The sequence below is a fragment of the Chromobacterium sp. INPA-IVC genome (genome assembly GCF_059047085.1).
On record NZ_JBTNLS010000001.1, the window covers coordinates 245778 to 270451 of the forward strand.

Annotated in this window: 17 protein-coding genes and 1 pseudogene; 11 read left to right on the top strand and 7 right to left on the bottom strand. The window is 57.2% G+C overall.

The window, feature by feature from the left end; all coding sequences use genetic code 11:
* Positions 1-139 precede the first annotated feature (139 nt).
* The 3 genes from ACX17K_RS01110 to ACX17K_RS01120 are packed head-to-tail and all read right to left on the bottom strand — an operon-like array spanning position 140 to position 3647.
* Positions 140-1276, bottom strand: coding sequence for a ferritin-like domain-containing protein (locus ACX17K_RS01110; protein ID WP_493773326.1), 1137 nt, complete (start codon positions 1274-1276; stop codon positions 140-142).
* Positions 1269-3167 carry a GMC family oxidoreductase gene (locus ACX17K_RS01115; protein ID WP_493773327.1) on the bottom strand — a complete coding sequence of 633 codons (1899 nt, stop codon included), beginning with the start codon at positions 3165-3167 and terminating at the stop codon, positions 1269-1271. The genes ACX17K_RS01110 and ACX17K_RS01115 overlap by 8 nt, the downstream gene beginning before the upstream one ends.
* 33 nt (positions 3168-3200) lie before the next feature.
* Entirely contained in the window at positions 3201-3647 is a 447-nt protein-coding gene (locus ACX17K_RS01120; RefSeq protein ID WP_493773328.1) for a hypothetical protein, read from the bottom strand.
* Between the two features lie 603 nt (positions 3648-4250).
* Between ACX17K_RS01120 and ACX17K_RS01125 the strand changes: the two genes are divergently transcribed.
* On the top strand, positions 4251-5228 hold the full coding sequence (locus ACX17K_RS01125) for an alpha/beta hydrolase (protein ID WP_493773329.1): 978 nt from the start codon (positions 4251-4253) through the stop codon (positions 5226-5228).
* A 73-nt stretch (positions 5229-5301) separates the two neighbouring features.
* Here ACX17K_RS01125 and ACX17K_RS01130 read toward each other — a convergent pair whose 3' ends face one another.
* Positions 5302-5724: an SRPBCC domain-containing protein gene (locus ACX17K_RS01130; protein ID WP_463089892.1), complete on the bottom strand. Its 423-nt coding sequence runs from the start codon at positions 5722-5724 to the stop codon at positions 5302-5304.
* Between the two features lie 210 nt (positions 5725-5934).
* Positions 5935-6471 (bottom strand): hypothetical protein, encoded by a 537-nt coding sequence (locus ACX17K_RS01135; RefSeq protein WP_493773330.1) that lies wholly within the window; start codon positions 6469-6471, stop codon positions 5935-5937.
* 70 nt (positions 6472-6541) lie between these two features.
* Between ACX17K_RS01135 and ACX17K_RS01140 the strand changes: the two genes are divergently transcribed.
* The 3 genes from ACX17K_RS01140 (at position 6542) to ACX17K_RS01150 (ending at position 11076) form a co-directional block, all read left to right on the top strand.
* Positions 6542-7021, top strand: a complete 480-nt coding sequence (locus ACX17K_RS01140; protein WP_493773331.1) for a MarR family winged helix-turn-helix transcriptional regulator — start codon at positions 6542-6544, stop codon at positions 7019-7021.
* A 509-nt stretch (positions 7022-7530) separates the two neighbouring features.
* Positions 7531-9636: a multicopper oxidase family protein gene (locus ACX17K_RS01145; RefSeq protein ID WP_493773332.1), complete on the top strand. Its 2106-nt coding sequence runs from the start codon at positions 7531-7533 to the stop codon at positions 9634-9636.
* 135 nt (positions 9637-9771) lie between these two features.
* Positions 9772-11076 carry a peroxidase, FMP-type gene (locus ACX17K_RS01150; protein WP_493773333.1) on the top strand — a complete coding sequence of 435 codons (1305 nt, stop codon included), beginning with the start codon at positions 9772-9774 and terminating at the stop codon, positions 11074-11076.
* Positions 11077-11185: 109 nt separating this feature from the next.
* Here ACX17K_RS01150 and ACX17K_RS01155 read toward each other — a convergent pair whose 3' ends face one another.
* Positions 11186-11854, bottom strand: coding sequence for a BRO-N domain-containing protein (locus tag ACX17K_RS01155; protein ID WP_493773334.1), 669 nt, complete (start codon positions 11852-11854; stop codon positions 11186-11188).
* A gap of 550 nt (positions 11855-12404) precedes the next feature.
* Between ACX17K_RS01155 and ACX17K_RS01160 the strand changes: the two genes are divergently transcribed.
* Positions 12405-12932, top strand: a complete 528-nt coding sequence (locus ACX17K_RS01160; protein ID WP_493773335.1) for a hypothetical protein — start codon at positions 12405-12407, stop codon at positions 12930-12932.
* Positions 12933-13045: 113 nt separating this feature from the next.
* Here ACX17K_RS01160 and ACX17K_RS01165 read toward each other — a convergent pair whose 3' ends face one another.
* Positions 13046-13495: a hypothetical protein gene (locus ACX17K_RS01165; RefSeq protein ID WP_493773336.1), complete on the bottom strand. Its 450-nt coding sequence runs from the start codon at positions 13493-13495 to the stop codon at positions 13046-13048.
* A gap of 660 nt (positions 13496-14155) precedes the next feature.
* On the opposite strand from ACX17K_RS01165, the pseudogene ACX17K_RS01170 reads away from it, so the two are divergent.
* From ACX17K_RS01170 to ACX17K_RS01195, 6 genes and pseudogenes are all read left to right on the top strand, one after another.
* Positions 14156-14319 (top strand): annotated as a pseudogene (locus tag ACX17K_RS01170) (IS3 family transposase); the annotation flags it as partial.
* A 170-nt stretch (positions 14320-14489) separates the two neighbouring features.
* Positions 14490-17531 carry a type VI secretion system Vgr family protein gene (locus tag ACX17K_RS01175; RefSeq protein WP_493773337.1) on the top strand — a complete coding sequence of 1014 codons (3042 nt, stop codon included), beginning with the start codon at positions 14490-14492 and terminating at the stop codon, positions 17529-17531.
* Between the two features lie 15 nt (positions 17532-17546).
* Positions 17547-22148, top strand: coding sequence for an RHS repeat-associated core domain-containing protein (locus ACX17K_RS01180; protein ID WP_493773338.1), 4602 nt, complete (start codon positions 17547-17549; stop codon positions 22146-22148).
* A gap of 3 nt (positions 22149-22151) precedes the next feature.
* Positions 22152-22727 carry an Imm43 family immunity protein gene (locus tag ACX17K_RS01185; protein ID WP_493773339.1) on the top strand — a complete coding sequence of 192 codons (576 nt, stop codon included), beginning with the start codon at positions 22152-22154 and terminating at the stop codon, positions 22725-22727.
* Positions 22728-22809: 82 nt separating this feature from the next.
* A complete protein-coding gene (locus ACX17K_RS01190; protein WP_493773340.1) occupies positions 22810-23523 on the top strand; it encodes a hypothetical protein in 714 nt (237 codons plus the stop codon).
* Positions 23524-23627: 104 nt separating this feature from the next.
* Entirely contained in the window at positions 23628-24383 is a 756-nt protein-coding gene (locus ACX17K_RS01195; RefSeq protein ID WP_493773341.1) for a DUF1889 family protein, read from the top strand.
* Positions 24384-24674 lie beyond the last annotated feature (291 nt).

Here is a 24674-nt window from a genome sequence, read left to right on the forward strand (position 1 = left end):
GCTGGGAACGACCCTGCCCTAAAAGATGGTTTCGTCCCTCTTGCGGTTATTACTGAGTCCATTCAGTCATGGCCTGGCTGGCGCTGGGGCCTTGCCTCGGCGGCGCCCATTCTGGTGCGCCGTCGAGGCCAGCCGAGACCTAGGCGATGTATTCAAAACTGGGTCCGGCGCGCCCGCCGCGGCCGTTGGGAAGGTTCAGCAGCGCCTGGGCCTGGTATTTCAGCTGGTACATGATGGGGATGGCTGCGGCCAGGCTGGCCGGCTGGCCGTTGCAGGCGACGTGCAATTGGTCGAGCAGGCTGGTGTAGATACGGTTGAACTCCCGGGTTTGCTTCCACACCGGCGAGCCTTCCGGGTAGTCGGCCATCTTGGGGTTGGGCGCCATGTCCGCCGCCGCTTGCCAGTCCACCTCGACTGCCGGCCCGGTGGGCGGGTATTTGGCGTTGTCGTCGGGCCGGTAGCGCCGGCCGTGCTTGACCTCGTTGAAGCGGAAGTAATGGGCGTATTCCACGTCCTGGCCGAACAGAACGCTGTCGGTGTCGATGATGGTGCCGTCCACCCCTTCGCCCTGGCCGACGATTTCCTCTATGCCCAGCAAGGCATCCTGCAGCTCGAACACTGGCAACAGCTTGCCGCCGCCGCCGTAGTAATGTTCGGGCAGCACCTGGCGGACGGGATCGCCGGTGAAAATGCCAGGGCCGCCGTGCAGCCGGTTGTGCGCGTCCAGCTCCACCAGCGCGATCCGGATCGCGTGGTAGAACTGGCCGATGGTGGCGTAGTGGTTGGCTTCCGGAGGCGCGCACTTGCCGGCGGGCATTTCTATCTTCAGGAAGGTATCGATGGCGTCGGGCGAGAATTTCTGCAGCGACACCAGGAAGGCGTCGTCGCTGTGCGGCAGGGGCGTCGGATATTTCGGGATGAAGTCGGGCTTGTTGATGGCGGGGCTGCCTCCCACCGCGTTCATGATGTTGCACACCTGGATCATGTGCAGCATCTCTTCCATCGCCACGCCCTGAATGGCCTGGTAGGCGAACTGGTTCCTGCGTTCGTCCAGCGTGTACAGCGTGGTCAGGTAGACGGGGATGGTGGAATGCTCCAGCTCGATGGCGGTTTGCAGATGCTCGCGCAGCTGCTCGATGGTTTTGATGGTGCCGCCGATGCGGAAGCCTTCCGGCGCGGGCGAGAGCAGCAGCGCCTGCAGCGCGGGTTCCAGCGGCCGGATCAGGCGCTGGCGGAGGCGGCCGCGGGAGGTTTGCGTCGCGTAGCTGTTATTCATGGCTTCCTCCTTGGCAGGCCGGCGCGTCCAGCTGCCTGATGATGTTCTCCGCGGCCATGAAGGCGAGCGCGGTCAGGGTAAGGGTGGGGTTGGAGGTGCCCAGTGTCGGCATGTTGCCGCAGCCGACCAGGTATAGATTGTCGTGGTCCCAGGTTTGCTGCGTCGGCTTCACCACCGAGGTGGCCGCGTCGCTGCCCATGCGATGGGTGCCGACGATGTGGCCGGCGCCCCAGAATTCGTACCACACGCCTTCCCATTGCACCGAATCCGGCTGATTCGCCTGGTATTGGGTGAAGTCGTGGATTTGCGCCTGGGCGAAGATCTGGTTGGACGCCTGCTTGGCGGCGGCGAAGGCTTTGCGCTCGTAGTCTGAGACGCTGTAGTGGATGACCGGCCTGGGGTTGCCCAGCTTGTCCTTGAAGCGAGCGTCTATCGTGATCCGGTTGTCCGGCGACGGCAGCTGCTCGCACTCGAAGTGCAGCAGCGCCTGGCGTGGCACGCGGTCCGCCAGATAGGCGCGCAACTCCTTGCCGAACAGGCCTTCCGTCATGCCCTGGCTCACATCGCTGCCCGGCGCGTTGGTCGGCCACGACCAGCCCCAGTTGTCCACCGGCGAGATCCAGGCCGCGAAATCGCTGCGGAAGGCGCCGTCGCGGAAGGTGGGGATGTAGGTGGTACAGCCCGGTCCGCGGTAGGGGTAGACCTTCTCGTGCTTGAACAGGCCCCAGGTCAGCATCACCAGGTGGTCCATCAGGTTGCGGCCTACCTGATCGCTGGAGTTGGCGACGCCGGACATTAGCAGCAGCTTGGCGTTTTCCAGCGCGTTGGCTGCCAGCACGTACAGCGCGCCATGCGCGGTATGCGTGGCGTAGTCGCCGACGTCCGGGTGGCGGTAATGCTTGTATTCGATGCCGGTCACCTGTTTGGTGGCGGGGTCGACCAATACTTTGGACGCCACTGCCTGGGTGATGACGACCAGCCGGTTCATGTCCGCCTGCTTCAGGGTTTTCAGCGCGTTGTACTTGGCCTGGACCGGACAGAGCGGCACGCAGCTGGCGTTGCCCTCGCAGCGTTCGCCGGTGTAAGGCGACCATGTCGAGCCGACCACCTGGTACACGCCGCGGTTTTTTTCGATGACGAAGCGCTGTGTCGCCGGCGACCACTGGATGGACCCCTGGCCATATGCAGGATTGGGGTTGGAATTGCGGCCCTGCGGCATGCTGACGAAGCTCACCTGGTAATCCACCCCGTCGACGCTGACTGTCGCGCCCGCGGCATTCCGTATCCACGCCAGGTCCTGGTACGACTGCGGGATCGCATGCATCGGGAACACATAGCGCTCGCCGTAATTGGCGCGGTTCATGTCCGGCCCCACCTGGGCGGCCACGTCGCCGGACACGCCTATCTCCAGTTCGGCCAGCTCGTAATAGGGCTTGAGGTCGTCGTAGCTGATCGGCCAGTCCACCGCCCGGCCATACAGGGTGCGCATGCGGAAATCGTTGGGCAGCATGCGCGGCACATTGCCCAGCCAGTGCAGCGTGGTGCCGCCGGGGGTGCGCAGGCAGTCGCTGCCGAAGGCTTGCGGCCCCATCTGCACCAGATAACCGGGCTGTTTCGCCGGGATGTCCAGCGTGATGTCCAGCACATTGGGCGCCGGCGCGTCCTCCAGCGTGGGATAAGGGCCGTTGGTGGCCGGGGCGGCTTTGTAATGGAAGGTGTCCAGATAGGACTGGTAGTTGGCGAAGGCGGCTTCGGCATCCAGCTCCAGTCCGGCTTTCAGCCCAGCCTCCAGCATCAGCACCCGTTTGCCTGCCCGGGTGAGATTCTTGGCCAGCACGGCTCCGGCAATGCCCGTGCCGACGATGACTACGTCGTATTGTTGGTCGCGCATGGTGTGCTCGCTTGGCGGTAATCGAAAGAGAGGTCAGTCGGCGGAGAGCGGTTTTTCCGCCCAGGAGCCGAAGCCGGGTTGCTTGGCGCCGGGCGGGTGGGTCTGCGACGCTTTCCATACCAGGCCCTGGACATAGGCCTCGGGACTGACGTTGTGCTGCATGGGCAGGCTGAGGTTCTGGTTGGCCGGCACCCATTGGCCGAAGTACCAGAGATTGATGATGTTCTGCGCCAGCCCATCGAACTTGTCGGTGGGAAACAGCTGCGAGGCGATCATCTGATGGATTTCTTCCTCGTTGCCGCGGCCGTCTTTCAGGATTTGCCTAGAGCAGTTCAGGAAACCGTCGAGTATTGTCGGCGCGTTCTGGTATTGGACGGTGTCCCAATAGACGCCGGACATGCCGGTGGCTTCCAGCTCCGTCGCGCTGAAGCCGGTGAGGTGAGATGAAATATCCAAAAACAAAGGCAGAGGCTCGTTCATTGGCGTTTCCCTCCAGATGCTTGAATGACGGCATGCCTGCGCTGGAAACGCCAGGCGCGGTTCTGGCGGGCATGGCGCGGGCGATTGCTGATGTTTACGGACTGACTCGGCCGGGGCGGCGCGGTGTGGATGAAGCTGAATGAGAAGGATGCCGCCATGTGACAAAAATAGATATGCGACTCATTTGTATTTGACCCCTCTTGTTGTTCTAGGAATGGCCAAGCTTGCCGGGCATTCTCTTTTCACGACATCTTGGTTATAAATTTCGCCGCGCCGGGAATTCAATTGGTACTAATACGCAGCAATAAAGCCTTAAAACGCCGGCGTGGAGTTTGAAAAGAGTTTGGAGAACGAAAACCATGCGCGCTTATGCGGCGCTGGTTTTCCGGCCGGTTTATCGTTTCGTCGCTGCGCTTATATGAGCCGCTCATAAAGCCGCGCGGAATGACATTGCCGACGGCGCTGCTTGCTTATGTTGGCGTTTTGTAAAATCACGCGGAGAGGCGGGTAATGCGGATGACAGAAGATGAGGGGTTTGGGACAATATATTCATTCTTTTGTCATTTTGCGGCGCGAGCTTGAGGCGCCGCGGGGGAGCGGACAATGAGCGATTACGTCATGTCGGTGCGGGCGGTTGACGGCGATGCCTTTACCGACGGCGTGGGAGAGACGAGATTTCTGCTGGTGCCGGACGGCCAAAGCCCCGCGCCTTCGCAGGCGATTCCCGCGGCTACCTGGTTTGATAGGGTCAGACAGGATGCCATGTGGAGCAATAACAATGACGAGCCCAGAGGCGACGTGTTGTTCGTGGTGCATGGCTACAATATGGACGCGGCAGATGTCATGGACCGCCACCGCCGCCTGCGCGGCGACCTGGAGCACTGGGGATTCAAAGGCGCGCTGGTGTCGTTTGATTGGCCCAGCGGCAATCAGGCGCTGGCCTATCTGCCGGACCGGTGCAACGCCAAGCAGTCGGCTTTTCGCCTGGTTTCGGACGGCATCGGCTATCTGTCCGCGCAGCAAAGCCAGGACTGCGCGATCAACGTGCATGTGCTCGGGCACTCCACCGGCGCGCTGGTGATCCGGGAGGCGTTTGACGACGCGGACGACAACCACTTCCAGAACATGGCCTGGCTGGTGAGCCAGGTGGTCTTCGCCGCGGGCGATGTTTCCGCCGCGTCCATGTCGCGGAGCGACGGCGGCGCCGAGTCTGTCTATCGCCATTGCGTGCAGCTCACCAACTATTTCAATCATCACGACATGGCGCTGGATCTGTCCAACGTGAAGCGCGTAGGCCTGGCGCCCAGAGTGGGGCGGGAGGGCTTGCCGGCCGATGCGCCGCCAAAGGCGATCAATGTGGATTGCACCGCCTACTACCAGCAACTGGCCGCGCCGGGCAGCGCCGTCGCGGCGACGGATCAGCCGCGCACGCCGCCCTTTGTCGGCGTGCAGAGCCATTCCTGGTTTTTTGGCAACCGGACCTTCGCCCGCGACCTGTTCTGCGTGCTGATCGGGCAGGACAGCCACGTCATCCCGACGCGGCTGCGGGTGGATGGGGCGTGGACGCTGCGGCAAGTCTGATCGGGGCAGGAGGAAGAAAAGGCAAAGGGGACTTCCCGAGAAGTCCCCTTGGTTCGCCGGACGGCCTGGCGCGTTAGCGGCCCAAGACCTCCGCTTCCAGCCGTTTCAGGTTTTGCTCATTGGCGGGGATGACGATGGACGACATGCGCTCGGCCAGGCCGGCATCCTCAAACTGCTGGGACCAGAGCACCCGGGTGGCGCCCAGCCGGACTTCCAGCGCAATCGTCAGACGGAATTCCGGGCTGGAGACATGCTGCACCACGACTCTTTCCGGCTCGGTGACTTCAGCGAACACGCTTTCATTGGGGTAGCTCTTGCCATCCGGACCATGCATGGTGAACACCCAGCGCCCGCCGGTTTGAAGCTCGCATATGTCGAAGGTATTGCTGAAACCTGCGGGGCCCCACCAGCGCGCCAGCCGCTCGGGCGAGCTGATCGCGGAGAACACTTGCTCCCGACTGGCGGGAATTTCGCGGGAAGCGGTGAAAGTGGTCATCGTTTGCTCCATCTTTGGTGGAAGTCAGGGAGAGACATCTACTGCTCGGGCTTCATCGTATTCTAGCAGCATGCGGGCGGCGCCGTTTTCTGCGTGATTGGATGAGAGCGGAAGGGCTGCTCAGCGTCGAGCGGCCACGCGTCATGCCGCGGCTGCGTCCCGTTATGAAAAAAGCCCCGCCATGGCGGGGCTTTCGCTTTAGCTGCGGTTTCAGATTGCCTGCGGGCGGGCGCGCAGTTTGCCGGCCAGCCTGAGGCCGTCGCGGAAGTTTCTCCCCATCATCGTCAGCTGCGCCAGCCCCATTGTCAGCTCCAGGGCCTGGATCGCGTAGAACACCGAGTCGAATGCGCCGGCTTGCGCGCGCAGGTTGAGAAACACCGCGCAGGGAATCATGACTAGCAGGCCGTTCATGGCGATGAGCGGCATCCGCTTCTTTTTGTTCTCCACCAGCGTGCCTTTGCGACCCTTGGCCAGCATGGCCCCGCTGGCGCCTGTCAATGCCATGGCCACGACCAATACCGGCACGCCGATGCAGGCGATGGCATGTTTGACGGCGGCGATGTCTCCATGGTTTAGAAACAGCTCGGAGACGACGGTGGCGCTCCAGAAGATGGCAATGGCCAAGGCCGCGACAGTGGCGGCGATGGCGTGAAGAAGAGACTTGTTCATGCTTGAATCCTTGCTGCGAATGAAACGAAACGCGATGTCGCCGCGCGTGCAGACAACAAGCGCGGCATCGGCTAACATGGTTCATGTTTTCATATTGACATCATGATGTCAAAAAGACATTTTGTTGTCTGTTTGCAAGGTGGGAGAAATGCAACAGCAAAACGAAAGAACGGCCGCGGGCGCGGCGTTGTCGGATGTGGTGCTGGACTTATTCAGGGTAAACAACGGCTTGCTGACGCAGGGAGATAGATTGGTGGCGCCGCTGGGCCTTACCAGCGCCCGCTGGCAAGTGCTGGGCACGATAGTGGCGGCTGAGCGCCCGCAGCCGGTGGCATGGCTGGCGCGCGACATGGGCGGCAATCGCCAGAACGTGCAGCGCATCGTCAACGATTTGGCCAAGGAAGGCTGGGTGGCATTCGCCGACAACCCCCACCATCGCCGCGCCTCGCTGATTGTGCTGACCGATCTGGGCAGGGAGGCCTACAACGCCGCGATGAAGCTGCAAGCGCCGTGGGTCAACTGGCTGGCGGAGGGCATGGACCTGGAGGACATCGCCGCGCTGCGGCGGGTGCTGTCCATACTGCAGGCGCGGTTGGCGGAAGATGGCATGGGAGATGCCCAGGCCTAGCGCGCCTTGATATCCAGCGAACTCAGCCCGGTGCGAATCATGGGCTGGTAGAAGCGCATCGAAATGGCAACGGGCGCAGACCGCGGCTGTTCTCCTCAGGCTGAATTGTTCCTGCATGTTGAAGCCAAAACACCGCCTCGCGAAAGGGAGGCGGTGTTTTTTTGCGCGATGGATTTGTCAGCTGGCCGGCTTTTCTATCCGTACCGCCGATCACAGGTTTCGGCGGTGCTGGCAGTGGGGGCTGCCGCTGATGAAAACGCGTCTGCCAGCCCCTCATCTCTTGCTGATTCCCACATGCGGCAATGCGATGCCTGTGCGCGAAAAGTTCCTGCCTGTAGTCAAACCTGTCCAAAGGAGCAGGGATGAAAATCCCATGCCATCTAGGATAAGGAGATGTTACGAGTGAGTTTGTCTCTATTTATTAATCGCGACGGCCATCGACATGGGCCTTTGGCTCTGGATGAATGCGTGAAGCTTGGCCAGCCGCCACTTATAGCCAAGGAAATGGTATGCGATATCCGATGAGCAGGCGGGCATTCGCCCTTCTGTTTGCTGCTGCGCAAGGTATGCCGTTGCTGGTGTGGGGCGGCTGTGCGGCAGCAGAGGACTTACCGACTATCCCACAGCCGCCGTTGTTGAATGCCACGGGCGCGGCGAGCGTAAAACCCAAGCAGGGGACGTTGCAACTACAAAACCTGATGACTTTGCCGGGGCAATTCAAGCTGAAGCCCGAGACGCCGCAGACCGTCAATATGGAGCTGGAAATTCGCTACCTGGATGGCTTCATCAATAATCCATCCGAAGGCAAGGGCAAGGGAGACCATGTCCAGCTACGCGGCTACCGGGAGTGGTGCGACGCTTCCCGCCAAAAGTGCGCGGGCACGGATGGGAAAGCCTGGACTCAGACTTTCATCGCGCCTTTGATCGATGCCAAGCCGGGCCAGACCGTGCGCGTGACGCTGCACAATAATCTGCCGCCCGATCCCAGCTGCGTGTCGCAGGGCGGCAGCGCCAACACGCCGCATTGCTTCAACGGCACCAATCTGCACACGCATGGCTTGTGGGTGAATCCGGCGGGCAACAGCGACAACGTGCTGATCTCCATCCTCCCCCAAGTGGCATTCCAGTATGAATACAACATTCCGCAGGAGCATCCGGCCGGAACCTACTGGTATCACACGCATCTGCATGGATCGACGGCTTTGCAGGTGTCCAGCGGCATGGCCGGCGCCTTGATCATTCGCGGCGACCGGCAACCCCAGGCGGGTGACAGCGAAAAGGGGCATGGCGATTTGGATACCCTGCTGAAGCCAACTGCTGATGGCCAGTTCGAGGAGAGCACGTTGGTATTCCAGCAAATCCAGTATGCGTGCCGAGATAAGGATGGCCAGGTCAAAACCGATTCGGACGGCCGCTACCTTTGCGCTGCCGACGATGTGGGGAAAATCGAAAGCTATGATCTGTTCGGCCCGGGCAAATGGGAAAAGTCAGGCCGCTATACCAGCATCAACGGCGTGATCATGGGCTCGCTGCCGAATGCGACCGTGGGCCGGGTGCAACGCTGGCGCATGATCCATGGCGGGGTAAGAGACACCATCGCGCTGGAGCTCAGGTTGCGCCGGTCCCATCCGGCAAGGGACATTGCCGGTTTGACGGCGGAGGGCAGCCAGGACTATGTCGCGCAGGAGTGCACCGGCGACCCGTTGCCGTTGACGCTGGTGGCGGCTGATGGCCAGACGATGGGGCAGGCCATGGCGAAAACCCGTGTGGTTTTCCAGCCCGGCTACCGTTGGGATGCGCTGATGGTCTTCCCTCAAGAGGGGGATTACTGCCTGATCAATCGCGTGAAAAGCTCCAATGTGGACCGCGTGGCGCCCTATACCCGCCTGCTGGGCATCGTTCACGCCAACCAGGCCGGCGCGGGAAGAATGGATGCGTCGCCCGCTGCGATCGAGCGTTATTTGAAAGCGCAATTGATCAAGGCGGCCCGCAAAAACTACCCGCGCGAGGTGGCCAGCCTGGTGGTGGCGGATCTGGAGCAGGGCATGAAGCTGACCCGCTTCGTGCCGCATGCCGACATCCTGCCATCGGAAGTGACAGGCCAGCAGACCCTAGCCTTCAATATCGATACCTCGGTGAAGGGGGAGGCGTTTTTCCAGGTGGACGGCAAACCTTACGATGGATCGCGGATGGATCGCGTGTTGCCATTGGGCGGCGTGGATGAATGGACGCTGACATCGGATTTTGTCAGCCATCCCTTCCATATTCACGTCAATCCATTCCAGATAGTCAAAATCCTGGACCCGCAAAACCGGGATATCAGCGGCCCCAAGATGCAGCGCGGCATGGATGAGGATGACGATCAATACGTGGGCCTGAAAGGCGTATGGAAAGATACGCTATGGATCAAGAACCTGTACTCCGGCGATTCCAAGTCCGACATGACTCCGCAAAAGGGCAAATACACCTTCATCGTACGCACCCGCTACGAGCGCTATATCGGCGATTTCGTATTGCATTGCCACATTCTGGACCATGAAGACCAGGGCATGATGCAAAACGTCCGCATCGCGCTGCCGGATAGCAAAGGCAAGCCGACAAGCGGGCACCATTAGCCGTAGGTGCGGTATCCAACTCATCCGTCAGGACTTGCATTGGCTGCTCTTTGGAAACCGCACAGTCACGAATAGCCCATGGCCCTTCATTCTTTGACATGTTTTTAAATTTTTACAACAAGGCTCCGAAGCCTGATGCAGTTTGTTCTTGCTTTATTGAATTTTCAGCAATGCCGCCCTTGTCTAAATCAATCACCACGCGAGGTTTGTATGTCTGAAAATAACATAGTTCAAACACCAACTCCTCCTTATCCGGAATATTCGGATGCAGTGCTGAATCAGGAGGCTGACTATGGTGTGCTGAAACAGTTGGAAGGCACATGGGTCAACTACAACCCGGACAAGACGAATGTGGGATGGGGATTGCATACCACCTGTATGCCATCGCCGGGAACCAATTCAGAAACGATTTTTGGCATATTCCACTTTCTTTGTGAAAACTACACAGAAGAGCTCACGTTCTCTCTGGTGGACGGCGGCGTGAGAAACCGGGGCGGCGCAAACGAACAGTTTGCTGGCGCGGTGAAATATAATCAAAGCATACAACGCGTCAGTGACGGCGTTGGCATTCACGAAGAAGACGGGATGTATTTGTGGATGAATCAGATGTACAACCATGCGGCAACTGAAGAATCCGTTATCTCGGATAACGGTTTTCCCGGCATCGCCATTGGAGCCGGCGCCAATGGGCCAAATTATGTGCCACCTTATTCCATTGCGCGCAGCGGGACCATACCCCATGGCAGCGCAATCATGATCACCGGCGGATTTCAGGCAGACATTCCCGGCAAGCCGGAATATCCTACCGGCGCCGATTGCTGGACCCAGCCTTTCACCCAATCGTGGCCGACCACGCCGCCGCCGGAAGACGATACCATCGCGCCCGCAGCCATTGCCGCCAACCCCGTGCCCTTGGCGGGTTCGCCGCTCGCCATTTCACCCAGCATGGGCGCATCCGCCTTGCTGTCCGTGGGGGATGGCTCGCCGCCCGCGCCGCTCAATCTTGATGCGCCCGCGCCGGCCTGGGCATTTGACAAGTCATTGCCATCCACCCAGCCTGACAGCAATCTGACGTATTTTCAGCGGATTGTCGCTCATCCAAATTACCCTTATTCTGTTCGCCCTGATTTAAGATTGCGGGATGCCATCAAAGATCAGCGCATCAAAAAATATACGCTGATTCAACTCACCAGCAAACACAATGGCGGACCACAAGGCGGGGTTTTAAACATCCCATTTGTGAGCACATTCGCCAGCGTTACCGAAATGAACCTGAATTTATGGATAGAAACGGTGATAGACAGCGATGGCTGCGAGGTATTGCAACTGCAATATGAGCAGGTGCTGTTTTTTGAGTTCATGTTCGGTTCAAATGGCCAGGTGACGCGCTGGCCTCATATTCAGGTGAATACACTGAGGAAGAAAAAGGATTTCCTCTAAAACACTAGGATTTGTTGTCATCACCTTGAATTCAAGCATGAAGTATGGAAGAGGAAACAAAAACACCGCTTCGCAACCCTGAAGCGGTGTTTTTCATTGAGAGGCGCGCTTAGCTGGCGAACTTGTCTATCCGCTCCGCCAAACGCAGCTGGCAGGCAGTGGCCAGCTTGAGCAGCTCCGAGCTGGTGGCCGGCATCTTGCCGGGCGGGGCGATGAGCTCCGCCATGCCGCTGAGCGTGGAGACGTCGCAGTTCAAGCCGATCAGCCTGCCATGCGGCCAGCGCTGCTTGTTGTGCGGCGCGTAGTCCAGCGCCACCACCCAGCGCGAATGCTGCCAGCGGCCGGGTTCGCTCAGCACTGCCTCCATCACCGCGCGGCTGACCTGCTGAGCCGCTTCCGCGGCGAGGGCCAGCGCCAGGTGCAGGGTTTCCGCCGTATTGGCGGCGCCGGCCTCATGTAGCAAGGCCGGGCGGGTTTCCTCTAGCCACCAGCGCCGCAGCCGCCGCGCGCCCGGTTTCTTGATGCGGCGGAACACCTCGTCCAGCTCGCCTTCGGACAGGCACAACACCGGCTCCGCCTCATCCGCCAGCCGCAAAGGCCGCCCCAATGGCTCGCCCAAGGCCTTCAGCAAATCCTTCACCTCCAGCCTCATGGACGCGGCCACTTCCGCCGCCACCAGCCAGAACCCCTCCGGCCGCCGCACCACCCGCATGGTCAAACCCTTGGCGAAATCCAACCGCAGCGGCGTGTTCACCTGCTGATCCATCGCCGCACTCATGGCCGAGCCTCCCCGATGAAACGCGCAAACTGCGCCGTCAAAAACGCAAGGCGATACGCAGCGGGCAGGCGCAACGATGCACGCGATACGTGGTGGGGAGGGGGAGTAAGAGGAGGGGAAAGAGAAACGACAGTACGAACATCCATAGCGATGTCTCCAAACGGCTTTGCCCGACCAAGCATTGCGAGCGCAAGGGCGCGAGTGGGATGCAATGCAAGGGCGTGAACAACCACGGCTTTCGGGCGTGGGCCACCGCTAACGGAGGTGTGTTGAGCACCAAAAGTCAATTTAACATTGAGGCTGCTTTATAGCAACCCATTCAGGTAAAATGGACAGAATATGGTTCAACAGAATTGAGGAAGCTATGGCGACGCCAGGTTTAGATCAAGAGCAATATAAAAATAGCAGCAGGAATGGAAAGATTCTTTATTGGATGTTTATTCTGTTTTCTTTGTTGGCAATTTTGGTTATATGGTTCAGCTAAATTAGAATCTGGAGAGGCTTAACGTTAATCGGTAGTTAAAAATTGTGTTTAATAAGGCTTTTAAAGATGGTTGGATTGATAGAGGGTAGAAGTTGGTTGGTTTGGTTAATTTCATGTGCCATTGCCTTGCTTGGAATGTGGCTAAATATGGAGCTTCTGCCTATTCCTGCAGCGTGGGCTTCTGGCATGCCGGCTAATTTGATGTGTGACTTTTACTTTGTAGGCAAGTGGAATATCAACTGTGCTATAGAGTCAGGTATTTTTTACAGCCCAATCAAAACTATTATCTGTTTGGTTGGAATTTTATTTTTGTCATTTATCCTTTATAAGAATAAATTTATAGAGGCGGCATTCTCTTTTGCCGCTCCTTTTGTTGGCATGTCTGGATTTATTAGCTTAATCATATGTGTTTTTGGTTATGCAGGATGGCAGTATTGTTTGTTTGCTCTGGTTAAGATAGGAGTATTATTTCCGCTATTCTGGCTGGCAAATCGAAAGACTGCAAAAGAGAAACTGAGACAGAAGGAATTGGATCAAAGCATTGATGTCGAAATTGCAGAGCGGCTGAAAGAAAGAAATGAGGGGCGAGATTAGCGCGAGCTACTTATTCTGTATTTTTTTGTGTGAATTGTATCAATCTTCATCTGCGGGGTGAACGTTGGACTGTACAAGCTCTGCCCAGTCTGTCGTGCTATTCATTTTAACGATCATGCGCTATTTTGATTGCATGGAAAATTATATGGTAGATAGTACTTATCACCATCGAGCTGGATATAGGTAATGACGAGTTGGCATTGATGATGATCTAAGCTAATTTTCTTCTTCTCTAGCATGGCTCTTACTTCATGAGGTATTGGTTCTGGAATTAAAGAACCATTTGATGCTTTTATAATGTATGCTTTGCCTGGTTCCAGAACCTTTTTATCTAAATCGCTTTGAAGAAACCAAGTTGCTGATCCACTTTTGAGGGATGATTCAATCTCTATTCCAGATATTCCTGCCGGCCTATTTCCAATGTTTGAAATCATGAAAGTGATTTCTTTTGGATCACCTTCCAGTATTGAAATGCGAATATCGGCTCGTTTTTCATCTATCCCAGTGTGAGGCTGTAAGTTAATCTCACTTCCTGCAGTGAGTGCAACAGGAAAAGCACGCAAAGCAAAATTTCCTTAGCTTAAAAAATAAAGCATAAAAACCTATCTAAAAGGATAGATTTTTGTGCTTTATTTTTTATTGTAAAACCGCTTTATCTCTTGTGTTTTTATTTATCCGTCAGAATAAATAATATCCAAATCAGTGATGGAAAACATCATTTCCGAGGGCTTCTCATCTAGAGGATAAAGAAAAAAGTATTTTTCCTTATGCACAACGCCTGATGAGATGGGTTGTTGTCTCATGCAATGTCAAATGTATAAGTTGCTTTTGTGCAACAGCTAGAAGGTATCCCGAGGATGATCGCGAGCGAGCATTGCTCTTACGGAGGGGAGGGAGGCACGGCCACAGTTAGCGGCGAGAGTTTTCCTGCATGAAGAGTAGTTGGTTATGGATTCAGGAAAACTTAGTCTGCTCACCAGACACAAGGCTCAGTTACCACGCCTCTGGGAAGCGGTGGTAGCCCAATGCGCCTAGTTGACCACTACTGACGGGCGGGAATTCGTGAGAGTACATCGGCATGATTGGTGGCCCAATTGCGATCTGTTTGTACCATATACCACCAGTCAGCAGAGGTTAGGGGTCTATTCCGAATGCGCTGGCAGTCACTTAGCGCTATGAGTTACCCGAGGGCTAGAGGGGTCTCGTCCTGCGGTTGTTTTTGTGAGCGCATCAAGCGAAATACCCATCACGATCGGGCGGAGGCCTGGCGCGACATGTGCGATACATCGAGATGTTGTACAACCCGAAGCGCCTGAATGGTTCCGAAAGCGGGCTATCGCGGGCAGAGCTTGAGACGCAGTATTTCCAACGGCTCGCAAGTGCCTAGGGACGCTGGGCTGATTCAGGCTTGCCATGATCACCTGTTCTTTAGTGTAGGTTTGGTGCCTGATGATATGCGGCTGTCTTGTTGATGTTTGTAACACTCCATAAAATCACAATCTTATTTATGCTATATAGCATACCCTCGGCAGAGGGTATTTTTGTTTGGGGCGTCAAATGGACCTGAATTCATTGTTGGCCAGCTTTGCTTCCGCCTTTGGCCAGGATCACCGGATATTGACGCTGCAACTTGGAACCGGACAAATCGCTGCCGAGCAGCTGCTGCCGCTCAGCCTGGATGGCGATGAAGGCGTTTCCCGCGCTTACAGTTGCACGCTGACCTGCCTGTCGCCTGATGGCAATATCGAGCTGAAGACCTTGCTCGGTCTGCCGGCGAGAGTCGGCATTGCAGATGCGGATGGCGACGAAATCATACGCTGTGGCGTGGTCAGTCAGGCCAAGCTGGCTGGATCGGACGGCGGCTTCTCCAAGTATGAGTTGACCGTTGAGCCTCCGTTCGCATTACTGCGCCATCGTAGGACCTCCCGCGTGTTCCAGGACTTGTCCGTCCCGGACATCGTCAAGCAGATCATAGAAGAACACCAGAAAGCCAATCCCGCCTTCGCCCGGGTACAGACGCTGAACATCCAAGTCAAACCTGCCCAGCCGCGTGGCTATACGCTGCAATATCGCGAGAGCGATTTCGATTTCATCGTCAGGCTGCTGCATGAGGAAGGCTACGCCTGGCGATTCGTTCATCTGGATGAAAACGGCCCGCAAGTGGAACTGGCCATCTTTGATGATGCCCACAGCTTGCCCGCCTCCAAGCTGGAACGAGTGCGCTTCCATCGCAGCGACGCCACCGAGGAGGAAGATGGCCTCACCGGCTGGGAGGCCGCGCGTCAGATCGTGCCGGGCGGCACGGCGCTGGCCAGCTACGACTACAAACCGGTCTACACCCAGCAAAGCCGCGACGACAGCCATGTCGAGCAGGGCCAGGCTGGTCAATTGCTGCAAAGCAGCCTGACGCAGTACGACGCGCCGGGCCTGTACTATGCCGGCGACGAGGAGCAGCTGGGCCATTACACCGAACTGCGGCAGCAAGCCAACGATCTGCAGGCCAAGTCTTTCAGCGGCAGCGGATCGGTACGCGGCCTGTTGCCGGGCGAGTGGTTCCGCCTGGATGACCATCCGGCTCATGATGGCGATGCGGCGGAAAACCGAGAGTTCGTTGTCACTGGCCAAAGCCTCCAGGTTCGCAATAATTTACCTCAGGATCTGGCCCTGCATGTCGAAGCAGAGCAGGGGGCGGCACCGTTTACAACTCGAATCCAGACACAACGTCGCGGCATTCCGCTGACACCGGCTTACGCGGATACTGAGCTGGCCAAGCCGAAATCTCGAGGTGTGCAGACCGCCACCGTGGTCGGCCCCGCCGGCGAAGAAGTCCACACAGACGCCCAGGGCCGGATCAAGGTGCAGTTCCACTGGCAGCGGCCGGACGAACATCCGACCATTGGCGCCGCGATGGACGACAAATCGTCCTGCTGGCTGCGCGTCGCCATGCCGTCGGCCGGCGCCGGCTGGGGCCACCAGTTCATCCCGCGAATCGGCCAGGAAGTGCTGGTTGACTTCATCGAAGGCGACATCGACCGCCCGGTGGTCACCGGTGTGTTGTACAACGGCAGCCACCCGACGCCCGACTTCAGCGGCGCCAGCAGCCTGCCGGCCAACAAGACCCTGTCCGGCATCAAGAGCAAAGAACATCAGGGCGGCGGCTACAACGAGCTGTTGTTCGACGACACCCCCGGCGAAGTGCGCGCCAAGCTGTCGAGCGAACCGGGCAAGACCCAGCTGAACCAGGGCTACCTGGCCCACCCGCGCAGCAACGGCAAAGCCCAGCCGCGCGGCGACGGTTTCGAGCTGCGCACCGACAACCACGGCGCCATCCGCGCCGCCCACGGCCTGCTGCTGTCCACCGAAGCGCAAAGCGGCGCCGGCGGCAAACAACTAGCTCGGGAGCACGCCCAAGGCCAGTTGCAATCCGCGGTTGCTTTGAGCCAGGCGCTGGATGAGGTCGCGACCGGACAGTTGGCGGATGCGATGGAGATCGGGCCGGATGAGATCGGCAACGACAACGCGAAGGCCGGAAAGAAGGCCGAGGGTCATCTCCAGCATCAATTGGGCGCATTGGCTGCTTGGGAAGCCGGCTCCAATACTGATAAGGATGGCAAGACTGCCAAGGACCAAGTCGGCCAGCAGCCGCTGCTGATCCTGTCCGGCCCCGCCGGCATCGTAAGCGCAACCGAGCAAAGCCAGACCGTATCGGCCGGCCAGAACCTGAACCTGGTCGCCCAGCGCGACGCCAACCACACCACTGGCCGGCGCTGGCTGCACAACGTTGGCCAGCACATCAGTCTGTTCGTGGCGGGGGTGAAGGACAAGGTGGCGCTGAAGCTGATCGCGGCCAAAGGCAAGGTTCAGATCCAGGCGCAGAGCGACATGATGGAGCTGACCGCTGATCAGGATGTGACCATCACCTCGGCTAAAGGCAAGATACAAGTCTCCGCCAGCAAGGAAATCCTGCTGACCAGCGGCGGCGGCTATATCCGCATTGCCGGCGGCAATATCGAGGTGCACTGTCCGGGCACTGTCAGCATCAAGGGTGCCAGCCACCAGTTGAGTGGTCCAACCAGCCTCAGCACTCCCACGCCGACATTTGCCAAGCCTGGCACCGGCAATCTGCAGGTGGTCCATGAGTTCGCCAATGGCTTCTCGATGAACCAGGGCAAGTTCGTCGTCACCGACGCGCTGGGCGTCAAACACAGTGGCGTGCTGGATGAAGCCGGCAAGGCGATGGTGCATGGCTTGCCGGTGGGGCCGGCCCAGGTCGATTTCCTGGGCCGGCCGCACAAGGACAAGGCCGACATCTTCCCCTTCGTGGAGCAGCCGGAAGAGGCAGTGAAGCAACTGGCAAGCGGGGATGCGGTGAAAAAGCAGGCGATGAGCCAGCTCTCCAGCCTGGTGGGCAAGACCATGCCGCCGGGCGTCGCCGCGGCCGCCGGCCAGCTCGCCCAAGCCAAGAATGCGCTGGACCAGGCCAAGCAAGTGGCCGGCCAGGCGCAGGCCATGCTGCAGCAGGCGCGTGACGTGAAGCAACTGGCTTCCTCCGCCGCCACAGCCCCGAACGCAGCCGACCTGCTCAAGAAAATACTTTAAAAGATACTCGCCATCATGACGACCGCAGCCCTCGCCCGTCCCGTAGCCGTTATTCCCGCCACGCCTCAAGCCGCAGCCCAGGCGCTGCAGCAGACGGGCAAAGACTTCGATCAATGGCTGCGCAGCATCAGCGACGGCCACCTATCGGTGGAAAGCCTGAAGACCATCGCCTCTGCTGTGCCGGTGGTGGGCAACCTGATTTCCATCGGCGACGTCATCGTCGACATCGTCGACATGTCGGAAAAATCCCGCGCTAACCAGGAAGTGGATGTCTTCGACTGGCTATTCCTCGGTGTGGACCTGATCGGCGTGATCCCGGCTGCCGGCGGCCTGTTCAAGATGGGCGCGCGGCCCACGCTGAAGCTGTGTGCTACCAGCCTGCGCCGCGCCGGCAAAGACTGGGCCAAGGGCGAGATCGAAGCGGGCCTGGCGGCCAAGCTGGTTACCATGCTGCCGGCCAGCTACCGCAACTCGCCCGCTGAATGGGTAAAGTATGTAGATGGCAAGGTTCAAAGCGAGCTACAGGTGTGCGGCGCCAAAGGCGCCACCATCATCGCCGGCATGGGCGAACTGCTGACCAGTCTGGGCAGCGGCAAGTTCGGTGCCTATGTGCAAAAGAACGTCAAGCACGCGCCAGTCAGGTACAACCTAAATAAAACCAATGACCAGGGCTTTTGGGGCACGATCAGCGCCCATCTGCACTCGCTGAATCAGGCCGCTGCCGATGCCGGCACCGAGGTAGCCGCCGGCATGACGGTAGCCGCCGCCAAACAGATCGACTCCATCCTGAAAGGCACGGTTTCCGCCCGCTTGATGCAGCGGCTGGGCGCGGCTATGGCCAAGTGGGCGGGCATGCTGGTGGACATGCTGATGAAGATGTACAGCAGCCACCTGAAGCCTCTGCTGGATAAGTTGCTGAAAGCCTTCCTCAAGCACTTACCGAAAAAGGCCGCAGCGGTTGCCACAAAAGTGACGAATACCGCTAAGAAGAAGGTCGCTCAGATAGCGAATGAAGTATCTGCAAAGTTTAAGCGGCTGGCTAAACCTGGACCTAAATGTGCTTGTGCTGCCTCCGGGGGCTCTATCGGCTATGCGTTTGGCGAAGAGTCGTTGCAACACATGGATTTTGCTTTGTCGGGTGTGTTACCCATCGTTTGGACTAGGCGATATCGTTCAAACTTTGATGGAAACGATCAAGCGGGGATTTTCGGGGCTCGCTGGAGTGTTGGCTATACTGCGCGCTTCGACGTTGAAGGTGAGCTGTTGAAACTCCACGACGACAGCGGCCGCACGCTGGAATATCCGCTATTGCCGGAAGGCGAGTCGCACAAGGACGGCATCGAGGGCTTCACTCTCACCCGCCTATCCGACACCCTGCTGTCGCAGACCTTCGGCCATGACTTGATCCAGCTGTACGAGCGCCACGGCGACAGCTTCCGCCTGGCGCTGATCAAGGACCGCGCCGGCAACAGCATTGCGATGAACTTCCGCGACGGCCGCCTCAGCCAGCTGGTCAGCAGCGCCGGTTACGTGGTGGACCTGAGCCACGACGCCCTTGGCCGCGTCACCCGCGCCACCCTGCAGAATCTGGAAACCGGCCTGCCGCAACGCACGCTGGCCGAATACCGTTACAGCGACATCCCGCAACTGGCCGGCGACGCCGGCGATCTGCTGTCGGCCACTGACGAGAATGGCCAAAGCTGGACGTACCAATACCAGCACCACTTGTTGACGCGGTATACCGACCGCACCGGTCGCGGTATCACGCTGGAGTGGGATGGTACGCATCTGGACGCCCGCGCCATCCGCGAATACGCCGACGACGGCAGCCTGGATGTACGCCTGGCCTGGGACGAGAACATCGATCTCACCTATGTCACCGATGCCTATGGCCGCACCACCGAGTACTACTTCGACGAAAAGGGCTACAACTACCGCATCGTCTATCCGGACCATAAAGAAGAATGGTTTGAATTCGATGACGACAAGAAGCTGCTCAGTCATTTCCATCCTGATGGCACTCAGGATAGCTTCGCCTATGATGTCAACGGTAATCTCATGTGGCATGAGCGTGTGGATGGTAGTGAAGTCCATTTCACCTACGATGAGCAGGACAATCTGGTCGAAATCATCGACCCGATGGGTGAGAAATGGCTGCGTGCCTACGACGACAAGGGCCAGTTGATCGAGGAAACCGACCCCCTCGGCCATAAAACCAAGTACGCGTACAACAAGCAGGGTCTGCCGGTGGCCATCACCGACGCCAAGGGCGGCGCCAAGAAGATCGCCTATCGTCCGGACGGTCTGCTGGAGAGCTATACCGACTGCTCCGGTAGCGCCACCCAGTGGCAGTACGACGAACGCGGCCGCCCGCTGCTGATCGTCGACGCGATGGGCAATGCCACCCGCTATCAGTACGCCGCCAACGGCACGCTGCAGGCCATCGTCCAGCCGGACGGCCAGGCCACCCAGCTGGAGCATGACGCCGAAGCCCGCCTGCTGAAAATCACCGACCCGCTGGGCCGCGGCACCCACTACGAATACGACAAGGCCGGCCGGCTGCAAAAACGCACCGACGCCAACGGCCACAGCCTGGGCTACCAGTACGACAAGCTGGGCCGCCTCATCGCGCTGCGTAACGAAAACCACCGCTACTACCGCTTCGACTACGACGACGGCGGCCGTCTGACGACCGAAACCGGCTTCGACGGCAGCGCCACCCGCTATGTCTACGACAACGCCGGCCGCCTATCGCAGCAAGTGGAAGGTGATGTCGCCACCGACTTCCGCTACGACCGCGCCGGCCGCCTGATCGAGCGCAGTGCGCCGAACAGCAAGGAAAGCTTCGGCTACGACCCAGCCGGACGCCTGTTCCAGGCCAAGAACCGCTACGCCAGCCTGCGCTGGGTGTACGACGCCGTCGGCAACGTCGTAGAGGAGCACCACGGCTACCACGTAGCCGGCGTCAAGGAAACCTACCGCTGGCAGCACGAGCATGACAAGCTGGGCAACCGCATCGCCACCATCCGTCCGGACGGCCACCGCGTGGACGTGCTCAACTACGGCAGCGGCCACGTGCACGGCCTGCTGTTCGGCCAGCGCGACATCTTCAACCTGGAGCGCGACAAGCTGCACCGCGAAACCCAGCGCGTGCTGGGCAATGCGCTGCAGCAGACCCTGGCCTACGACAAGGCCGGCCGCCTGTCCAGCCAGCGGCTGATGGGCGCGACGCAGTGGAGCCGCCAGTACCAATACGACGCCGCCGGCCAACTCGTCGGCATCGCCGACAATCGCAGCGGCCAGCTGAATTACCGCTATGATCCGGTCGGCCGCTTGCTGGAAGCCGCCACGCCCAAGGGCGTGGAAAGCTTCCGCTTCGACCCCGCTGGCAACCTGCTGGACAACGCCCCGGCCGCCGACGGCCATCAGGACGACAGCCTGATGGGCAACCTGCTCAGCCAGTATGCCGGTCGCCACTACCGCTACGACAGCCGCGGCAATCTAGTAGAGAAACGCGTAAACGGCAGCCTCACCCAGCTGGAATGGGACAGCCACAACCGCCTGTCCCGCCTCACCGCGCCGGACGGCCAGCGCACCGACTACCATTACGACCCGCTGGGCCGCCGCATCGCCAAGATCAGCCAGGGCCAGGCCACGCTGTACGGCTGGGATGGCGACGTGCTGGCCTTCGAAACCCGCGACGAAGAAGCGGTGCACTATCTGTTCGAGCCGGACAGCTTCGTGCCGCTGGCCCAGGTGCACACCGACGCCATTCGCGGCGTCAAAGTGCCAGCCTGGAGCCAGCACAACCCCTACGACCCGGACAAGGACCCGCTGCGGCAGGCCGGCCCTGAGCCGCAAGCACCGAAGGCAGTCTACTACTATCACACCGACCATCTGGGCACCCCGCAAGCGCTGACTGACGAACAAGGCCTGCTCGCGCTGGAAATGGACTACCAGGCCTGGGGCCAGGCGCGCGAAGTCATCGCCGACGCCGCCTCAAAAGCCGGCATCCGCAACCCCTTCCGCTTCCAGGGGCAGTATCATGACGACGAGTCCGGGCTGCACTACAACCGTTATCGTTACTACGATCCGGAAATCGGGCGATTCATATCGAGGGATCCATTAGGGTTGCTGGGTGGATTTAATGCCCATGGATATGCCCCTAACCCTGTTGAGTGGACGGATCCTCTGGGGCTGGAAAATGGGCGGGCAGTGAAGCGCAATATGAAAAAGGCAGGCCGGCCATGTCCAAAGTGGTATGCGGGCCACCATCTTATTGCCGAACAACTGAGCGATCATCCCGTTATTAAAGAGGCAACCAGTCGGGGCATATATGATATCAATCGAAACGAGAATGGTGTGGCGCTACCGACGCGTCAGGCAGACTCTTTAAGCTCAGGTAAGCCATTGCACAGTGGTAACCACTTGTCAGCCTATTATGACTCGGCTAGAAAGAGGCTGGATAAGATTGGCAATCCGAAGCAGCTGAGTGATGATGAGCTTTTGTCTAAAATTGGTAAGGTGGAAATGAAGATGAAATCTGATTTGGAACAAGATAAAATCAGACTTCAAACGACAGATCCACGTCCTGCAAACACTACGTGCATGTTATAAAAAATGGAATATTTCGTCCTAACTTCTGATAATGACCTGCCATTCGTATATGGCGATGCCAAATTTCAACCCATTGATCAGGGTGTATATTCGAACTTGTGGCACGATAGAAAGCTACCAGCTGGGACAGCTGCTAGTATCACTCTTATTAAAAGTGTGAAAAAGCTGAGTCGAGATTTGTTCTCTGTCAATGCTGGATTTGTCGGTTCGAAAAAGCTGCTGACGATACTGGAAAGTGGATTTAGGTCAAAATTCGAGCCAGTGCCTGCGGATGTCTACTATCATTCTGGCGAGAAGGCTGAAGGAGAGTTTTTCTTCTTGGAGTTTGATTGCTGGGTCGATGCTTTTGACTACGAAAACTCTAGGTTCGTCAGAGATGACGATGAAGAATCCAAAGTGGTGGAGTGCGATTACCTCCAAATAGATAGCAAAAAAACGGATGATTATGACCTGTTCTTCTTGTTGAATGTTGATTTTTTTGAGCCAGTTGTCTCAAAGCAATTGGCTGATACTTTGAAGAAGGAGAAAATATCCGGATTTAAGATTGTTCCGGCTGAAGATTTTACTTGGTCGGAATAGCATATTGCAAGTGGCAAGGCTGTGGCAGTATTGAGAAGAGTTTATTTCAACATCTATCGCTAAAACATTATAAGCAGAGGTGATGATGAGGCTGTCTGTTCGCTATTCATCGATTCCGTTGGCTGTAAGAAACGAAATTGAAAACTGGATACCGATCAAACCACATCGTAATCCTAGTCACCCTTCAAGAGTGGCTTGTTTGGAAGCAATGGGGCGGATTGCTCATGCTTGGGGAGGGCGTTGTCTATCTACATATTACAAAAACTATCTGACTCATCTGGCGTTTTGTTGTCCGCTTGGGCATACGTTTCAAGCGACGCCAGCGGTCATTCTATCTGGACAGTTCTGTCCGCTATGTCATAGCCATTCTGCTTTTGTTTGGGGTGAAATTCAGGATTTTTTGGTAGGAAGAGGCTGGGAATGCTTGTCTGAAGGCTATACGCATAGTAATACCCCTTTGCATTGGCGCTGTGAAAAAGGCCATGAGTGGAAGGTACGCTGGGAAACAGTCCGCTCGGGTAGCGGTTGTCCTCATTGTTACCGTGAAGAACGGTGTCATTCATTGAAAGATATGCAGCAGTTGGCGGTATCTCGTGGTGGTCAGTGTTTATCATCCGAATATAAAAATGTCAGAACTAAAATGGAGTGGCTGTGCCACCATGGGCATGTTTGGAAAGCTACACCCTCCACTGTTTTGAAAGGCAGTTGGTGCCCTAATTGTTGGTTTCAATCGAGGATTACACGAAATTTTGAAAAAAAGAAGCGCTATCAAGTGTTAGGTGCTTTCAACGGGTAATGTGGGTTGTTTTCTTTGTAAATAATTTATCATTGGTCGTGAAATCAGTTTTTGCCATTGAAGCAAGTAGGCCTGTTTGGATTATATAGGAGAGCGTGGTGAGGATGGATAGAGTTCTGATTTCTAATAATGGCAACAATGTTGATGCAATTGCTCTTGCTCTTAGTTATGCGGACGAGATTTGCCAGCTAAATAAAGGTCGGATTCAAGAAGCAATTCTATTTGCACCGGGAAAAAGTAGCGTAAAATTCACCGCTATTTTAGATGTTATCGGAGAGGTGAATGCAAAATTACTCCATGATGGTGGGGTCGTTGCTCTTCCATCAGGGGTGCCAATGAGATTGGAAACGGCTAGAACATTGAGGTGGGTTACAAAACCTAGTGTTTTAATTGCAGTTTATTCAGATCAAAAAATGATTGATCAGATCGATTCGGAAAAGAATCTTTTTGGGATTATTGCCGTTCCGTGCACCTCCGATGCACTTGCTGAGTGGGAGAGAAGATGGTCTCCAATTACTCCTGGAGTATCGAGGACGGATGAGCAGAAGCTAATATCTGACCCAGTTTTTGAGCAAGCTATCATTTCGCTAACAAATAGCATCAATTTGTCGCACAGCTCATTGCATCCTTGTGATAAGGATAGTGTTGATAGAGCTCTAAGAATCTTACGCGTAAATGATCATATGGAGCAGCCCGAGAATATCCGCTCTTTAGCGATCAAGTTGGGATGGCTTCCAAAGGCTGCTGATGAGCTTAAAAAAATGGCTTGCAAAGTTCAAGCGCTGAAGTCAAAGCCAAAATTGTCAAATCCTAGTGATGCCAAGAGAATGTATGATTATTGGTGTGCCAAGACTAAATAACGGCAAGCCTCTTCCTGCAATAAGGGCAAACTGTGATATTGCCGTATTGATTCTTCAAGCATGGGTAGTAGTTTCTGGTTATTCTTCTGGTGGGTGATAAGTTCTTGAATGCAATTAATTGTTCAGTAATATCTATATTGATAGCTTGATATGAGAGTCTGTTGGGGAAATGCTAGTGAGAATTTAGTACTAGCTGCTTATCGGCATTTTGACGATTCGACGTCTGGCTTCCTCCAGCTTAGGCAGCTCGGTTAGTTTGGGGGGATGCAGGATTTTAGAGCGGTTCTGTCA

Bases quoted from the DNA above. Each gene is read 5' to 3' on its own strand.
- ACX17K_RS01110 (WP_493773326.1), bottom strand. From the start codon at position 1,276: ATGAATAACAGCTACGCGACGCAAACCTCCCGCGGCCGCCTCCGCCAG.
- ACX17K_RS01115 (WP_493773327.1), bottom strand. From the start codon at position 3,167: ATGCGCGACCAACAATACGACGTAGTCATCGTCGGCACGGGCATTGCC.
- ACX17K_RS01120 (WP_493773328.1), bottom strand. From the start codon at position 3,647: ATGAACGAGCCTCTGCCTTTGTTTTTGGATATTTCATCTCACCTCACC.
- ACX17K_RS01125 (WP_493773329.1), top strand. From the start codon at position 4,251: ATGAGCGATTACGTCATGTCGGTGCGGGCGGTTGACGGCGATGCCTTT.
- ACX17K_RS01130 (WP_463089892.1), bottom strand. From the start codon at position 5,724: ATGACCACTTTCACCGCTTCCCGCGAAATTCCCGCCAGTCGGGAGCAA.
- ACX17K_RS01135 (WP_493773330.1), bottom strand. From the start codon at position 6,471: ATGTTAGCCGATGCCGCGCTTGTTGTCTGCACGCGCGGCGACATCGCG.
- ACX17K_RS01140 (WP_493773331.1), top strand. From the start codon at position 6,542: ATGCAACAGCAAAACGAAAGAACGGCCGCGGGCGCGGCGTTGTCGGAT.
- ACX17K_RS01145 (WP_493773332.1), top strand. From the start codon at position 7,531: ATGCGATATCCGATGAGCAGGCGGGCATTCGCCCTTCTGTTTGCTGCT.
- ACX17K_RS01150 (WP_493773333.1), top strand. From the start codon at position 9,772: ATGCAGTTTGTTCTTGCTTTATTGAATTTTCAGCAATGCCGCCCTTGT.
- ACX17K_RS01155 (WP_493773334.1), bottom strand. From the start codon at position 11,854: ATGAGTGCGGCGATGGATCAGCAGGTGAACACGCCGCTGCGGTTGGAT.
- ACX17K_RS01160 (WP_493773335.1), top strand. From the start codon at position 12,405: ATGGTTGGATTGATAGAGGGTAGAAGTTGGTTGGTTTGGTTAATTTCA.
- ACX17K_RS01175 (WP_493773337.1), top strand. From the start codon at position 14,490: ATGGACCTGAATTCATTGTTGGCCAGCTTTGCTTCCGCCTTTGGCCAG.
- ACX17K_RS01180 (WP_493773338.1), top strand. From the start codon at position 17,547: ATGACGACCGCAGCCCTCGCCCGTCCCGTAGCCGTTATTCCCGCCACG.
- ACX17K_RS01185 (WP_493773339.1), top strand. From the start codon at position 22,152: ATGGAATATTTCGTCCTAACTTCTGATAATGACCTGCCATTCGTATAT.
- ACX17K_RS01190 (WP_493773340.1), top strand. From the start codon at position 22,810: ATGATGAGGCTGTCTGTTCGCTATTCATCGATTCCGTTGGCTGTAAGA.
- ACX17K_RS01195 (WP_493773341.1), top strand. From the start codon at position 23,628: ATGGATAGAGTTCTGATTTCTAATAATGGCAACAATGTTGATGCAATT.